This is a genomic window from Pseudomonas sp. BF-RE-21 (assembly GCF_019947305.1).
In the GTDB taxonomy this organism is placed as follows: domain Bacteria; phylum Pseudomonadota; class Gammaproteobacteria; order Pseudomonadales; family Pseudomonadaceae; genus Aquipseudomonas; species Aquipseudomonas migulae.
Genome location: NZ_JAGYGF010000012.1, coordinates 35595 through 50683, shown reverse-complemented (window position 1 = coordinate 50683; position 15089 = coordinate 35595). Strand labels below are relative to the sequence as shown.

The 15089-nt window shown below is 60.4% G+C and carries 11 protein-coding genes; 5 read left to right on the top strand and 6 right to left on the bottom strand.

Features of this window, described 5'->3' with window-relative positions; translation table 11 throughout:
* Positions 1-40: 40 nt before the first annotated feature.
* Entirely contained in the window at positions 41-2077 is a 2037-nt protein-coding gene (locus tag KGB25_RS11270) for an NADH:flavin oxidoreductase (protein ID WP_223435007.1), read from the bottom strand.
* Positions 2078-2392: 315 nt separating this feature from the next.
* On the opposite strand from KGB25_RS11270, the gene KGB25_RS11265 reads away from it, so the two are divergent.
* Positions 2393-3298 carry a glycine betaine ABC transporter substrate-binding protein gene (locus tag KGB25_RS11265; RefSeq protein ID WP_223434966.1) on the top strand — a complete coding sequence of 302 codons (906 nt, stop codon included), beginning with the start codon at positions 2393-2395 and terminating at the stop codon, positions 3296-3298.
* A gap of 24 nt (positions 3299-3322) precedes the next feature.
* Here the strand turns inward: KGB25_RS11265 and KGB25_RS11260 are convergent, their stop codons facing one another.
* Positions 3323-3889 (bottom strand): chorismate mutase, encoded by a 567-nt coding sequence (locus tag KGB25_RS11260; protein ID WP_008040441.1) that lies wholly within the window; start codon positions 3887-3889, stop codon positions 3323-3325.
* Positions 3890-4041: 152 nt separating this feature from the next.
* Positions 4042-4404 (bottom strand): hypothetical protein, encoded by a 363-nt coding sequence (locus KGB25_RS11255; RefSeq protein WP_008040440.1) that lies wholly within the window; start codon positions 4402-4404, stop codon positions 4042-4044.
* Between the two features lie 423 nt (positions 4405-4827).
* Here KGB25_RS11255 and KGB25_RS11250 point away from each other — a divergent pair, with 423 nt between their 5' ends.
* Entirely contained in the window at positions 4828-6486 is a 1659-nt protein-coding gene (locus tag KGB25_RS11250; RefSeq protein ID WP_223434965.1) for a tetratricopeptide repeat protein, read from the top strand.
* A 33-nt stretch (positions 6487-6519) separates the two neighbouring features.
* Here KGB25_RS11250 and KGB25_RS11245 read toward each other — a convergent pair whose 3' ends face one another.
* Positions 6520-7284, bottom strand: a complete 765-nt coding sequence (locus tag KGB25_RS11245; RefSeq protein ID WP_223434964.1) for an alpha/beta fold hydrolase — start codon at positions 7282-7284, stop codon at positions 6520-6522.
* A 216-nt stretch (positions 7285-7500) separates the two neighbouring features.
* Between KGB25_RS11245 and KGB25_RS11240 the strand changes: the two genes are divergently transcribed.
* Both KGB25_RS11240 and KGB25_RS11235 read left to right on the top strand, forming a co-directional pair.
* On the top strand, positions 7501-9177 hold the full coding sequence (locus tag KGB25_RS11240) for an MFS transporter (protein WP_207286133.1): 1677 nt from the start codon (positions 7501-7503) through the stop codon (positions 9175-9177).
* Between the two features lie 1004 nt (positions 9178-10181).
* A complete protein-coding gene (locus KGB25_RS11235; RefSeq protein WP_032832844.1) occupies positions 10182-11024 on the top strand; it encodes a helix-turn-helix transcriptional regulator in 843 nt (280 codons plus the stop codon).
* A gap of 60 nt (positions 11025-11084) precedes the next feature.
* On the opposite strand, the gene KGB25_RS11230 is transcribed toward KGB25_RS11235, so the two are convergent.
* Positions 11085-11594 carry a YkgB family protein gene (locus KGB25_RS11230; protein WP_223434963.1) on the bottom strand — a complete coding sequence of 170 codons (510 nt, stop codon included), beginning with the start codon at positions 11592-11594 and terminating at the stop codon, positions 11085-11087.
* Between the two features lie 283 nt (positions 11595-11877).
* Here KGB25_RS11230 and KGB25_RS11225 point away from each other — a divergent pair, with 283 nt between their 5' ends.
* A complete protein-coding gene (locus tag KGB25_RS11225) occupies positions 11878-12333 on the top strand; it encodes a hypothetical protein (RefSeq protein WP_223434962.1) in 456 nt (151 codons plus the stop codon).
* A gap of 990 nt (positions 12334-13323) precedes the next feature.
* On the opposite strand, the gene KGB25_RS11220 is transcribed toward KGB25_RS11225, so the two are convergent.
* Entirely contained in the window at positions 13324-14910 is a 1587-nt protein-coding gene (locus tag KGB25_RS11220; RefSeq protein ID WP_223434961.1) for a winged helix-turn-helix domain-containing protein, read from the bottom strand.
* Positions 14911-15089 lie beyond the last annotated feature (179 nt).

The window sequence follows — 15089 nt, the reverse complement described above, 5'->3', positions numbered from 1 at the left end:
AGAGGGAGCAAAAGCTCCCTCTATTCATGTTTGACAGGGGTCAGATTTCCTTCACCAACCGCAAGGCATCGTAGATCGCCGCATGCGTGTTGCGGGCCGCCACGGCGTCACCGATCCTGAACAGCTGGAAACGCCCTTGAGGGTTGGTGACGATGTGCTGCGCGTGACCGGCAATCAGGTCGTGCTGTTCCACCGCGCCGCCATTGCTGGAGTGAGGGCGAAGATCGAAATACAGGTCGTCCAGCGGCAGCGTGCCGTGGTTGACCACGACCTGATCGACGACACGCTGCTTGTTGACCTTGCCGTAGTCGCTGCCGAAGGTCGCGACCAGCTTGCCATCGCGCTTTTCCACCGACTCGACGCGGTACGTGACGGTAAAAGTGACGTCGAGGTCTTGCAGGCTGCGCATGTAGGGCACCAGGTTCATCGCCATCACTTCCGGCGCAAATGCACGGTCGGGCGTGACGATCTCCACGGTCGCGCCGCTTTGTGCGATGACTTCGGCAGCCTGCAAGGCGGCATGGTCGCCGGCATCATCGAAAATCAGCACGTTGCGGCCAGGTTTGATGTCGCCGGAAATAATGTCCCAGGTCGACACCACCAGTTCGTTGCCTCGAGCAAGCACCTCGGTGTCGGGCAGGCCTCCGGTCGCGACGATGACCACGTCCGGCTCGTGGGCCAGCACGGTGTCGGCTTCCGCCCAGGTGTTGAAGTGAAACTTCACGCCAAGGCGCTCGCACTGCGCCATTCGCCAGTCGATGATGCCGATCATTTCGCGGCGGCGTTCGTTCAGGGACGTCAGCCGGATCTGCCCGCCGGGCCGGTCCGCCGCTTCCAGCACAGTGACGTCGTGGCCGCGTTCGCCCGCGACACGCGCTGCTTCCAGCCCGGCGGGGCCGGTGCCGATGATCAGCACTTTGCGTTGGTGCGCCGCCCTGGGAATCTCGTGGGGCATGGTGGTTTCGCGACCGGTCGCCGCGTTGTGAATGCAGTAGGCGGCGCCGCCCTGATAGATCCGGTCCAGGCAATAGTTCGCGCCCACGCAAGGGCGGATGTCTTCCTCGCGCTTCTCGATGATCTTGCGCACGATATGCGGATCGGTCATGTGCGCGCGGGTCATGCCCACCATGTCGACCTTGCCCGAGGCAATCGCGTAGCGCGCCGTGGCGACGTCGGGAATCTTCGCCGCGTGGAAGGTCGGGAAGCCCGTCGAGGCACGGATCTCACCGGCGAAATCAAGGTGCGGCGAGTTGCGCATGCCCTGGATCGGGATGACATCAGTCAGGCCCGCGTCGGTGTCGATGTGGCCGCGCACCACGTTGAGGAAATCGATCAGCCCGCTGTCCTTGAGCATGTGCGACACCTGCATCCCTTCACTGGCGTTGAAGCCGCCCGGCAGCGTTTCGTCGCCGGTGTAGCGCACACCCAGCAGGAAGTTTTCGCCGACACGCTGGCGAATCCCGCGCAGGATGTCGAAGGTAAAGCGCATGCGGTTTTCCAGCGAGCCGCCATAAGGGCCGTCGAGATCGTTGGTCAGCGGCGACCAGAACTGATCCATCAAATGCCCGTAGGCCTGCAATTCCAGGCCGTCCATGCCGGCGGCCTGCATGCGTTCGGCTGCGTCCACGTAGTCCTTGATGATCCGCTCGATGTCCCAGTCTTCCATCTTCTTGGGGAACGAGCGGTGCGACGCCTCGCGACGGTGCGAAGGCGAGACCACGGGCAACCAGTCGGCCTTGTCCCAGCGAGTGCGCCGGCCCAGGTGGGTCAACTGGATCATCACCGCCGCGCCATGTTCGTGGCATTCATCGGTCAGGTCCTTGAGCCATCCGACTACTTCGTCCTTGTAGGCCAGCACGTTGTTGAACACCGGCGGGCTGTCCCGGGAGACCGCCGCCGAGCCCGCCGTCATGGTCAGGGCAACCCCGGCCTTGGCGCGCTCGACGTGGTAGGCGCGATACAGCGCCTGGGGCATGCCGTCGATAGGGTAGGCCGGCTCGTGCGCCGTGGTCATGATCCGGTTTCTGAGGGTCAGGTGCTTGATCTTGTAGGGTTGCAGCAAGGGATCGCTGGACATCGTGGTGCGCTCCAAAGTGGGCTTCATCAGGCTCGGCGACTTGAAATTAGGATAAATGTACATAGGTGTCAATTGCTCATGACACACGTGTACATTTTTCTTGCGCAACACAAAAGTCGCCGATAAGATCAGGCTCGAAAGGGTGCAGAGGAGCGACAGTCGTGCCTGGCACGATGTGAAAAGGGATTGCGAGGGATTCGGTGGAGAAGGGCTGTGCTGCCCGAATTCGAAGCAGCGAAGACTGCACTGTTCACGACCGTAAGGCCGTTCAAACGAAGACAACCTGCCTATCACCGTAAAATAGGAAGACGCCTGATGAACGCTCATTCGTATCGAAAAACAGCCTGTGCCTGCCTGTTCGGACTGGCGCTTGGAACCCACGCGGCGCTGACTCAGGCGGCGGAACAGCAACCTGTGCGCATTGGCTGGGTCAACTGGTCCGACACCGAAATCATCGTCAAGCTCGCCACCACCGCGTTGCAGGAACATTTAAAACAACCGGTGAAACTGGTGATGGCCGACATCGGCATTCAGTTCCAGGCCCTGGCCAACGGCAATATCGACCTCATCCCGATGGTCTGGCTGCCGAGTACCCACAAGGCGTTCTACGACAAATACAAGGACCGGCTCGAAGACCTCGGCGTGCTCTATGAAGGACGTATTGGTATGACGGTGCCGACCTCGGTGCCGATCAGCGAAGTGGCGAGCGTCGAGGACCTGAACAAACCGCAGGTCAGGGAAAAGCTCGACGGCAAGATCCTCACGTCCGAGGTCGGCAACGGCCAGTACAAGCTCACGGTCAAGGCCATCGAGGAGTACAAGCTCGATGGTTACAAGCTGGTGGCCTCATCGGAGTCCGGCATGCTCAACGAGTTGGACCGTAACCTCAAACGCGGCAAATGGTCCTTGGTCAATGCCTGGAGTCCGCACTGGATGTTCTCCAAATATCCGCTGCGCTATCTGGATGATCCCAAGAAGATCTTTGGCGGCGCCGAGCAGATTCACGCCATGGCGCGCAAGGGCTTCAGCCAGGAGTATCCGGAAGTGGCGTACTTCTTCGCCCACTACTCGATCCCTCAGGCTGATCTCGAAGCGTTGATGATGCAGGCGCGCCAAAGCTCTTCCGACCAGGCCGTCGCCGCTTATTACGCCGCCAACAAGCCCCGTTTCGAAGCGATGTTCGAGAAGGGCGCGCAGAGTGTCAGCAGTCGCCAGCCTTGAGTGCACTGGCAGACGGCAGGTGACTCATCGACCGATGATGCACAAATCCCCGGTGGCGCGGATCAATGCCTGGCCATGCAGGCCATCCTTGATCAGCGCCGACCGCTCTTTGGCCAGCCACTGGGCGCAGTTCGGGTCTTTGCGATAGGGCGCGAAATCGGCGTAGTGCTGCAACAGGCGGTTTTGCAGCTCATCCAGTTGTGGCCGGATTTGATTGGCAAGGTCCGGCCGCGGCACATCAGGCGCGTTGCCTGCCGCTTGCCATTGCGCGAGCAGTCCGTATTGCACCAGTTTGTTGGCTTCGATCTGTGCGGCGATCAGCTCGGCGATTTCGTCCGGGTCGAGTTTGCGGGTAACCGCTTGATTCCTGGCATTGGCGATGACTTGTGCTTCCCGGGCGCTGTCCTGGATCGGTTTGTGGCTGTCCCATTTGGTCAGCGCCACCAGATCAGCAATGTTCAGGCGTTCGTTTATCGTCACCAGCAGCGGTTGCAAACTGGCGGGCGCCGGGGAGGGCGTGCCGGCTTGTGCGCCGCAAGCGAGTAAACCGGACAGGGCGCAGGTCAGCAGCAGGCGTGGGGAGAAAAACATGGGCAACCTCATTGGATACGGGACTCGCAATCAGGAGCTATGTATCACAGGTGTGCTAGTGGCATTAAGGGGGAGCTGATTTTATTTGTGCACGAAAAAGCCCGGCGGGTCAGGCCGGGCTTCTTTTTGAGTACCGCGGTAGCGTTATTCATTCATACGGCGCGGCTTTCGATCAGACGGTCGGAACCGCCTTCGGCGACGCGGTTTTCGATCAGGCGGTCGGAACCACCTTCGGCAACGCGGTTTTCGATCAGACGGTCGGAACCACCTTCGGCAACGCGGTTTTCGATCAGGCGGTCGGAACCACCTTCGGCAACGCGGTTTTCGATCAGGCGATCGGAGCCACCTTCGGCAACACGGTTTTCGATCAAACGATCTGAACCACCCTCAGCCACACGACTTTCAATCAGACGATCCGAGCCGCCTTCAGCGACAACCGGGTGAGCAGACGAAGCGGCAAAAGCGTTAACTGCAAAAACCGAGAAAGCGATGCTGAGGAAGAGTTGGCGTTTCATGATGGTGTGCTCCGGGATGTAGTTGTTTGGTATGGAGCTGATGTTACGCCGCACAGTTTTTAAGAGAACTTCATTGAGTTGATGGTGACTATCGACGCCGGCAATGGTTTGCCAATGATGCGAAAGGGCGTCTGGGCGCATGCCTGCTCAGTACCGCCCCCCCTGTAGGAGCCAGCTTGCTGGCGATGGTGTGTCAGTCGACATTTCCTTAGCTGACACTCCATCGCCAGCAAGCTGGCTCCTACAGGGGGGGCTGGTGAGTAATGTCCTAAAAACTCCATGGCGCCAGCCTGTCGTCGGCTGCACCGCCCGGCCGGAGCAGCCGGGGTATGCTGGATCTCCCGAACTGTCGACGGTCTCCGGCAAGTCAGGCCGTGAGGCGTTTTCTGCGAGGTTCCAGGCTCTGATCGAGAGGGTAAACCGATGCACGACTATTACGATTTGGGCACCTACAGCCGCCCCGTAACGACTCGTTCGCCACAGGCTCAGCTTTGGTTCGACCGCGGATTGTTATGGTGCTACGGCTACAACCACGATGAATCCATCCGCTGTTTCCGCAAGGCGATCGAGCACGACCACGATTGCGCGATGGCCTACTGGGGAATCGCCTATGCCAGCGGCCCCAACTACAACAAGCGCTGGGACGCGTTTATCGAACAGGAGTTGAAAGACGCCGTCGCCCAGGCCCGACTGGCGACGCGTACTGCGCTGGCGCATTGCGACGGTGCCAAACCGGTGGAACAAGCGCTGATCCGGGCGCTTGAGCAACGCTATCAGGCCGACGCTGCCGACAGTGTTGAACAACTATTCACCTGGAACGATGCCTACGCGGCGTCAATGCGCGATGTCCATAAAGCCTTTCCCGACGACCCCGATGTGGCGGCGCTGTTTGCCGAAGCCTTGATTGACCGCACACCCTGGCTGCTGTGGGATCTGACAACCGGTGAACCCGCGCCGGGCGCCGACACCCTCGAAGCGCTGGCTGTGCTGGAGCAGGCACTGGGCGGTGCGCCGCACCCCGGCGTGCTGCACATGTACGTCCACACCCTGGAAATGTCACCCCATCCCGAACGAGCGTTGCTCGCCGCCGATGTTCTGCGCGACCTGGTGCCGGACGCCGGGCACCTGCGCCACATGCCGTCGCACATCGATGTGCTCTGCGGCGATTACCGTGGGGCCATGAACACCAATAGCCAAGCGATCCTGGCCGACCGAAAATTCCTGGAGCGGGAAGGGCCGCTCAACTTCTACACCCTGTATCGATGCCACAACTACCACTTCAAACTCTACTCGGCGATGTTCCTCGGGCAATACCAACCGGCGCTGGACGCCGCCGAAGAGCTGATGTCGACCATCAAGGAAGAACTGCTGCGCGTCGAGCAACCGCCCATGGCCGACTGGCTGGAAAGCTTCGTGTCAATGAAGGTGCATGTGCAGATCCGCTTCGGCAAATGGCAGGACATCCTCGTCACTCCATTGCCCAATGACCAGGAACTGTACTGCGTGACCACCGCAATGCTGCATTACGCCAGAGGCGTGGCGCACGCGGCCAACGGGCATATTGCCGCCGCGCAAGCCGAACAACGGCTGTTCATCAATGCGCTGACCCGCGTGCCGCCAACGCGTTACCTCTTCAACAATAAATGCACCGACATCCTGGCGGTGGCCGGCGCCATGCTGCACGGGGAAATCGAGTACCGCAAAGGCAACTACGACAGCGCGTTCGCTCACCTGCGCGAGGCGCAGTCACTGGACGACAACCTGCCGTACGACGAGCCTTGGGGCTGGATGCAACCGGTGCGACACGCGCTGGGTGCGCTGCTGCTGGAGCAGGGTCGGGTGGAAGAAGCCTTGCAGGCCTACCGGGCCGATCTGGGGCTGGACGACACGCTGAGCCGTGCGTCCTGGCATCTGGACAATGTCTGGAGCCTCCACGGTTATGTGGAGTGCCTGAAACGCTTGGGGCGGGACGCCGAAGCCGCTGCTGCCCGGACCCGCCTCGATCTGGCCATGGCGCGGGCCGATGTGGAAATCACCGCCTCCTGTTTTTGCCGTGTCGGGGCGCGCTGCTGTCAGGGCTGAACTCGCCGGAAACGGGCGCCACGACGCCCGTTTTCAGGCATCGAGAAACGCGTCGATCATTGGCACCAGCCATTCGGTGCGCGTGGTCACCTGCATGTGATCGGTGCCGGGGAGCACGGCAAGCTGCGCGTGTGCCAGGCGCCGGAACATCTGCACGGCATGTTCGGGACGGATGACGTCGGCATCGCCGACCACCACCAATGTCGGTGCGGTGATGCGGCGGATATCGTCGTCGGGGATGTCCTTGAAATCGCGCATGCGCCGGGCTGCCTTGTCATGCATCAGCCGCAGATTGCCGGGCTGCGGCGCGACCTTGAGGTACGCCTCCTGCAACTCTGGCGGCATGTTCTCCAGCGTGGCGTTGGCCATCGCTTCCCAGAGCCACGGATAGGCACCGTCACGATTGACCAGCGCCGACGCCGCCACGATTTTGCGAACGAGGTCCGGATGCCTGATCGCCACCTGCAAGGCGATGGTGCCGCCATTGCTGAAACCAAACAGGTCCGCTTGCCCGATGTGCAGATACGCGAGCAGTGCCGCCGTGTCGTCCGCGGATTGCTCGAAGCTGAACGGACGGTCGACGATGTCCGCTGTGTGCCCATAACCCTGTTGTTCGATGGCAATGACCTGACGCTCAGCCGCCAGCACCGGCAGGATCTGACCGAATGAGGTTTCAAGGGTGTCGCCGCCGCCATGCAGCAGGACGAGGGGCGGTCGCGTGGGGTGCGCTGCGCCGTGAATCTCGAAATAGATCCGCAGGCCGTTGACGGGGGCGTAGCCGGTTTTGCGCTGATTCATGGCGGGTTCTCCGCGTATTTGAGGGTTTGCAGGCTGGCGAGTGGATATCTGCACGAAGGTGATTATGCTTCATGAAACCTTGCAGTGATGTGAGGCGGTCAGCCTGTTGCCAGGCTTTGTGCATTCCGTAGTCCGATAACTTCAGCCCCAGGGCCTGGGTGCGACGATGCTAGTGAGGTGCTCCGGCCTACAACAAGAGCAAGACGGAGAAGACTCATGGCCGCAATCGACAACACCACCACGGGCAACGTGCCCAACCACGGGATCACCAGGGAGGAGCGCAAGGTCATCTTCGCCTCGTCCCTGGGCACCGTGTTCGAATGGTACGACTTCTACCTTTACGGCTCTCTCGCCGCGATCATCGCCAAGCACTTCTTTGCCGGTGTCAACGAGACAACCGCCTTCATCTTCGCGCTGCTCGCGTTCGCTGCGGGGTTTGCCGTGCGGCCTTTCGGCGCGATTGTGTTTGGGCGACTGGGCGACATGATCGGACGCAAGCACACCTTCCTGATCACCATTGTCATTATGGGTATCTCCACCGCCATCGTCGGGTTTCTGCCCGGCTACGCGACCATCGGCGTCGCGGCGCCGATCATCCTGATCACCTTGCGACTGCTGCAAGGCCTGGCGTTGGGCGGTGAGTACGGTGGGGCGGCGACCTACGTCGCGGAGCATGCGCCGAAGGGCAAGCGCGGCTATTTCACTTCGTGGATTCAAACCACCGCGACCCTCGGTCTGTTCCTGTCGCTGTTGGTGATTCTCGCCTGCCGCACCGTTCTCGGTACGGAAGCGTTCGAGGCCTGGGGCTGGCGGATTCCGTTCCTGCTGTCGATCCTGTTGCTGATCATCTCGGTGTACATCCGCCTGCAACTCAGCGAATCGCCGGTGTTCGTGAAAATGAAGGCCGAGGGCAAGTCGTCCAAAGCGCCGCTGACCGAATCCTTCGCCCGTTGGGAAAACCTCAAAATTGTGATCATGGCGCTGCTCGGTGGTACTGCCGGCCAGGCTGTTGTCTGGTACACCGGGCAGTTCTATGCGCTGTTCTTCCTCCTGCAAATGCTCAAGATCGACCCGCAGACCGCCAACCTGCTGATCGCCGGTTCGCTGCTGATCGGCACGCCGTTCTTCGTGATATTCGGCAGCCTGTCCGATCGCATCGGTCGCAAGGGCATCATCATGGCCGGTTGTATTCTGGCGGCGGTGACTTACTTCCCGATCTTCCATGCGTTGACCCAGTACGGTAACCCCGACGTGTTTGCGGCACAGGCGAAAAACCCGGTCACGGTGGTCGCTGATCCAGACCAGTGTTCGTTCCAGTTCGACCCGGTGGGCAAAGCCAAATTCACCAGTTCCTGTGACCTTGCCAAGACGGTACTGGCGAAGAAAGCCATCCCCTACATCAACGAAAAAGCCGAGCCGGGCACCGTTGCGCAGGTTCGCATTGGCGGCAAAGTGGTCGAGAGCTTCGAGGGCACCGGCATGCCGGCCGCCGACTTCAAGACCCGCAACGATGCCTTCGTCGCCACCCTTGGCACCTCGCTCAAGGACGCCGGTTACCCTGAGAAGGCTGATCCGGCGAAGACCAATTACCCGATGGTGTTGTTGCTGCTGACCATCCTGGTGATCTACGTGACCATGGTCTATGGCCCGATCGCGGCGTGGCTGGTGGAACTGTTCCCGGCGCGTATCCGCTACACCTCGATGTCGTTGCCGTACCACATTGGTAATGGCTGGTTTGGCGGCTTCCTGCCGACGGTTGCGTTCGCCATGGTCGCGGCCACGGGGGATATCTACTACGGGCTTTGGTATCCGATCGTGATTGCGGTGATGACGGCTATTCTTGGGACGTTCTTTTTGCCGGAAACCAAGGATCGGGAGATTCATCACACCTAGGGTTGGGAGGGTTTTTGGGATTGGGTGGGGGTATATCCGTTGCTGCGGTGATGGCGGCTGGCGGTTTCGCCCTTACGGCGAGTCACTTGGAAGAGCCCCAAGTAACCAAGGGCTCTTGCCCCTTTCGTTCGGTGGCTCGCTAATGCTCGCCATGCCCTCGCTCCGGTCCTGCTCCGTGGGCCCGCCGCCATCGGCCATCCATGGCCGGGGGCGGCTAACCCGGCATCCATGCCGGGTTGCCCACTGCGCAGAACCTGCGCTCGGCCTCTCGAGGGGGCGTGTACCTCAAGATCAAAAGCTGAAGGCGAGCTAACGCTCGGCCTGATGAGTGGTGAAAATCAAAAGCGTATGGGATTCCCTGTAGGAGCCGGCTTGCCGGCGAAAAACGTCTGGGCGACGCGTTCATTCAGACAGTACGCGTTATCGTTGACGTCCATCGCCAGCAAGCTGGCTCCTACAGGGTAAATGCAGATGTGTCTGGATAAATACGATCAACCGTAGGAGCCGGCTTGCTGGCGATAGCGTCCGTCCAGTCAATAAATGCGCCGACTGACCCACCGCCATCGCCAGCAAGCCGGCTCCTACAGGGGGGCGGTGTACATATCCGGAATGAGTGACCGCAGCAGTGAAGGCGAGCGCGTACGGTTATAGAGACAGGTCGGCTGGCAGGCCGCCTCGCTTTGGCTTTTGCTTGGCTTTTGATTTTGATCTGCCCCGTCGGAAGGCCGAGTGGAGGTTCTGCGTAGTGGGCAACCCGGCATGGATGCCGGGTTAGCCGCCCCCGGCCAGGGATGGCCGATGGCGGCGGGCCCACGGAGCAGGACCGGAGCGAGGGCATGGCGAGCCTTAGCGAGCCACCGTACGTCAGGGGCGCGGGCGCTTGGTTACTTGGCGCTTCTCCAAGTGACCCGCCGTAAGGGCGGAACCAATAGCCGCCGTTACCGCAGGAATGGATATACACCCAGTCAAAGACCTCCGGTCTGTACCACTCCAAGAGAATGCCCATGGATCGCCTGTCTACGTTGTTTTCGCAGTTCGGCGTACGCGCACACCTGTTTTACAACGGCAGGCTGTGCGGTATGGCGGCGTACGATGGCGCCGACCAGCGTGGTCATATTCACCTGCTGCAGGCCGGTACCATCACTTTGCGGGGCGGCGACCGTAAGGACGTGCTGCTGACGCAACCCAGTCTGATTTTTCTGCCACGCCCAAGCCGGCATCAACTGTTCGCCGGTGAGCCCGAGGGCGCTCAACTCCTGTGTGCGTCAATGGAGTTTGAGGGTGGGGTCGATAACCCATTGTCTGCCTCGCTACCCGATTGCCTGGTGCTGCCCCTGGAAGAGTTGCCGCAGCTGGCCGATACGCTGCGATGGATGTTCGTTGAGGCGGCAGCCGGACATTGCGGCAGGGAAGCGGCGCTGGATCGCTTGTTCGAATTACTGATCATCCTGCTGTTTCGACATCTGCTCGATCATCACCAACTGCGGACCGGCATGATGGCCGGGCTCGCGGATTCGCGACTGGCGCGCTCGCTGGTGCAAATGCACAACGCACCTCACCGTGCCTGGTCGGTGGCGGAACTGGCGAGCGAGTCGAACATGTCGCGTGCGGCCTATGCCGTGCACTTCCGGGCCGTTATAGGGCAGACACCGGCGGACTATCTGTTGAGCTGGCGTATCAGCCTGGCGCAGAAGCGTTTGCGTGAAGGGCGGCCGATTACGCTGATCGCCGCAGAAGTCGGTTATGAAAGTCCTTCGGCACTTGCTCGTGCGTTTCGTCGCAAGACGGGCTACAGCCCTCGGGACTGGCTAAAAGATTTGGCGGGAGAGGGGGACGGACTTTCTTGATGGGGCATGGCCTGAAAACATCGGATTGCTTCAGGCCATCCCAAGAGAAGGATCATCGATTCAGCGGTTTTCCAGCGCGGTTAATGAATGGCCGGCCACGAAGATGGACGCGGCAAGCAACCCGATGTCTTTCAGGAGAAACTGGCCCGGTGCAACCGAAATGGCCGGGAAGCCGAGGCTGGGTTCGATCACTCCTGGTGTCGACAACATAAAGCTCAACGTCGTGAAAAACAGCCCGGCTGACAAGGCGCCACCGATCAATGAAAGCTTGGGTGACAGCAGTCGACCTGCAATAAGAGCACCGATCGAGACTTCCAGGACGCCGAGTAAACTGGAGAAGGTATCGACGCTGAAAATGTTGTAGACCCAACCCAGGAAAGGGCTGTTGCTCACCAGCGGAACCAGGCCTTGCGCTTCGTAGTGAGTGAATTTCATGCCACCGAACCAGAAGTAGATCACGGCGAGGGCAAAGTACGCTCCGTAAGTCCCAATCGCTGTGGTTTTGCTCCCGAGCGATGATTGTCCAGAGGCGGCATTGGTTTTGTAGTTCTCGATGCTTAAGGTTTTCATGAGTCAGGCTTCCAATAGTGGGGTGGCAATACCTTTCACACCCCAACGCGGTGTGCGTTGGGAGTGGAGACAGTGTTGCCTTTGATGCCGCGCTATTGGGTTCTGAACGTATTGAGTCCGATGCAGATCGTCTTGACTCATTGTTGGTGCTGAATGAGAAGGGCCTCGACGCTCATCCTCTCGCGGTGGAGGCCGGGCTTGTTTTACCATTCGGGCCCACCTGCTCAAGTGGCACGCGACCCGATGGTTGCGCGTCGTATTCAAATGGAAGGATCCCAGCGTCATGTCCGGTTCGTTGTTTCGCAAGCTCGCCTTGTCCAGCCTTCTCTTGCTCGCCGGTTGCGCTGCAACAACCCCGAATGCTCCGATTCCCGTCAAGTCCAAGGCCATTGAAGCTTTCACCGACATCTGCCTGAAGACTGCGCCATCGTTCGCTGGTTCGGCCGAAGCCGCCAAGCGTTACGGTATCGATGATCTGCAGGATATGGGTTTTACCCGTATCGGCTTCACGGCTGACAAAAACCTTGCGGTGCAGTTGTCTGCGAAAGAGTGCGTGGTCACGACTCCGAGCCAGTCCGACGATAGCCTGACCCGACAATTGCTGAGCGCTGTGCAGCCATATTCGCAGACAGCGGTGGCGGATCGTGTGCCGTCGAAGGTTAGCCTGCAGGGCGCAAACTTCATTCTTCAACATGACCGTAATGGTGGTGAGGCTTACGTGCTGTTGCGCAATAACTGAGCCGTGTTTTTTTAGTTTGCGGCGGAGTTGGATTTGGGAAGGGTGTACATATCCGTTGCTGTGGTAACGGCTGCTAATGGTTTCGCCCTTACGGCGAGTCACTTTCGAAAAGCGCGAAAGTAACCAAAGCGCTCTTGCCCCTTTCGTTCGGTGCCTCGCTAAGGCTCGGCATGCCCTCGCTCCGGTCCTGCTCCGTGGGCCCGCCGCGATCGGCCATCCTTGGCCGTGCGCGGCTAACCCGGCATCCATGCCGGGTTGCCCACTACGCAGAACCTCCACTCGGCCTCTCGAGGGGGCGACTACCGCCACAGCCGCCGAGGCGGCCTGAAAGCCGACCTGGCTCATTTGCGTACGCGTTCTGCTTCACTGCTGCGTTCACTCATTCCGGACATGTACACCGATCCCCTGTAGGAGCCGGCTTGCTGGCGATGGCGTCCGTCCAGCCAATACATGCGTTGACTGACTCACCGCTATCGCCAGCAAGCCGGCTCCTACAGTTGATCGAGGACATACCGAAAACCAATGCATTTCCCTTGTAGGAGCCAGCTTGCTGGCGATGGACTTCAACGATAACGCGGGCTGTCTGAATCAACGCGGTGTCTGGGCGTTTTTCGCCGGCAAGCCGGCTCCTACAGGGAATCCCATACGCTTTTGATTTCCACCACTCATCAGGCCGAGCGTTAGCTCGCCTTCCGCTTTTGATCTTGAGGTACACGCCCCCTCGAGAGGCCGAGTGGAGGTTCTGCGCAGTGGGCAACCCGGCATGGATGCCGGGTTAGCCGCCCCCGGCCATGGATGGCCGATGGCGGCGGGCCCACGGAGCAGGACCGGAGCGAGGGCATGGCGAGCCTTAGCGAGCCACCGAACGAAAGGGGCAAGAGCCCTTGGTTACTTGGGGCTCTTCCAAGTGACTCGCTGTAAAAGCGAAACCAATAGCGGCCGTTACCGCAGAAACGGATATACCCCCAAGCAAAGTGATCAGCACCACACTCACTCAGGCAACCCAGCCATCCGCAGCCCCTGCGCAAAACGAGCAAGATCCTCTGGCCGCTGAATAGGCAGCCATTCTTTCAAATTGGAAACACGCAATGCAGGATCCAGCTCGCGCAAGCGCTGCATCGCCTGCTTCGCCTTATCCATTTGTCCCCTCAGCGCATGACTGGCCGCCAGCAGCGCGACCGGAGGCAGCAGGGTGGGCAGGTTGCGCAATGCCTTATCCGCCCAGTCCGTCGCACAGTCATAGCGCCCGGCAACGAAGTGCGCGAGCGCCATACCCACCTGCATCCTGAACATCTCCGGGTCCAGCGGGCTCAAGCGAACCGCATGGGTCAAAAACTCGATGGCGGCGTCTGTTTCACCGCGCAGTGCACGCAAAATACCGCCCAAAAACCAGGCAGGAGCGAGGTTCGGATTGAGCAAGCGCGCCCTGTCGAGCAGGGCAATGCCGCCATCGACATCACCGGTGAGATGGGCCAGCGCATGCCCGCTTCGCGTCAACGCCACCGCATCGTCCCGACCGAGCGCCATGGCTAGGCGCGCCAGCCGCGCACCTTCGGCGATCTCTTGAGGTCGATCGGTCATCCAGCCATTCAACTTGCGCCAGAAATGACACCACGCCGCCATGCCATAGGCCGATGCAAACTCCGGGTCGAGTTCAATGGCCTTGTAGAACATCACCAGCGCCTCCTCGATGGCTTCCCGTGTGCCGTTGTGCAGTTTCGCCATTCCCCGCAGGTAATAGTCGTAGGCACAGAGGCTTTCCGTCGGCTTGCGCTTGGCCCGTTCGATTTCCGCCCGTTCGAGCTGCGGCGCGATGGCACCGACGACGCTTTCAGTGATTTGATCCTGCAACTCGAAGATGTCGTCGAGCGTGCCTTCGAAGCGCTCCGCCCAGAGATGGGTTCCGGTCGTTGCATCAATCAGTTGCCCGGTGATGCGCACCCTGTCACCGGACCTGCGCACGCTGCCTTCCAGCACGTAACGCACGCCGAGCTCCTGGCTGACACCCTTGACGTCTACCGCCCGGCCTTTGTACGTGAAGCTGGAATTGCGCGCGATCACGAACAGCCAACGGATCCGCGACAGGGCGGCGATGATGTCCTCAACCACGCCGTCGGCGAAATAGTCCTGTTCCGGATCGCCGCTGAGGTTCTGGAAGGGCAGGACAGTGATCGAGGGTTTGTCCGGTAGCACGAGGGGTTCATTCCGGTCGGCGGGCACGCCTGCGTCGATATCGTGTCCGTCAGGTTGCCGGGCCTCGGCGGTCTCGCCTGCCTCGACCAGGCCAATGAAGCGATAACCCTTGCGCGGCACCGTGCGAACCAGGCGCTGTTCCTCACCGGTATCGCCGATGGCCTTGCGCACCGCATTGATGTGGCTGGTGATCGTCGATTCCGAAACCACCCGGCCGCTCCACACCGCCTTGAGCAAGTCATCCTTGCTGACGACTCGATCGCGCTGGCTGACGAGCTGCAGCAATAAATCGAAGACCTGTGGCCCGATGGGCACGACTTGCCCGCGCAAGGTGAGTTCCCGGCGCTCTTGATCGAGCACGTAGTCTTCAAACACGAATGGCAAGGTGAATATCCCCTGGTCGAGCGGGTAATGAGTACGAGCAGTCGATAATACGGCAGCGCGTAACCGGCTGCACCGTCGAGTCAGGATGACATTCAAACGGCGGTTTTTTGGACGAAAAACCAAGCGTGAGCGAAGGTAAATCCAAGGCCTGCGCAAGGACTTCGCTTATGCACGGGGGC

Excerpts from the sequence above, each read along its gene's own strand:
- KGB25_RS11260 (WP_008040441.1), bottom strand. The coding sequence starts at position 3,889 with ATGTTTTTCTCCCCACGCCTGCTGCTGACCTGCGCCCTGTCCGGTTTA.
- KGB25_RS11225 (WP_223434962.1), top strand. The coding sequence starts at position 11,878 with ATGTCCGGTTCGTTGTTTCGCAAGCTCGCCTTGTCCAGCCTTCTCTTG.
- KGB25_RS11270 (WP_223435007.1), bottom strand. The coding sequence starts at position 2,077 with ATGTCCAGCGATCCCTTGCTGCAACCCTACAAGATCAAGCACCTGACC.
- KGB25_RS11265 (WP_223434966.1), top strand. The coding sequence starts at position 2,393 with ATGAACGCTCATTCGTATCGAAAAACAGCCTGTGCCTGCCTGTTCGGA.
- KGB25_RS11250 (WP_223434965.1), top strand. The coding sequence starts at position 4,828 with ATGCACGACTATTACGATTTGGGCACCTACAGCCGCCCCGTAACGACT.
- KGB25_RS11240 (WP_207286133.1), top strand. The coding sequence starts at position 7,501 with ATGGCCGCAATCGACAACACCACCACGGGCAACGTGCCCAACCACGGG.
- KGB25_RS11255 (WP_008040440.1), bottom strand. The coding sequence starts at position 4,404 with ATGAAACGCCAACTCTTCCTCAGCATCGCTTTCTCGGTTTTTGCAGTT.
- KGB25_RS11230 (WP_223434963.1), bottom strand. The coding sequence starts at position 11,594 with ATGAAAACCTTAAGCATCGAGAACTACAAAACCAATGCCGCCTCTGGA.
- KGB25_RS11245 (WP_223434964.1), bottom strand. The coding sequence starts at position 7,284 with ATGAATCAGCGCAAAACCGGCTACGCCCCCGTCAACGGCCTGCGGATC.
- KGB25_RS11235 (WP_032832844.1), top strand. The coding sequence starts at position 10,182 with ATGGATCGCCTGTCTACGTTGTTTTCGCAGTTCGGCGTACGCGCACAC.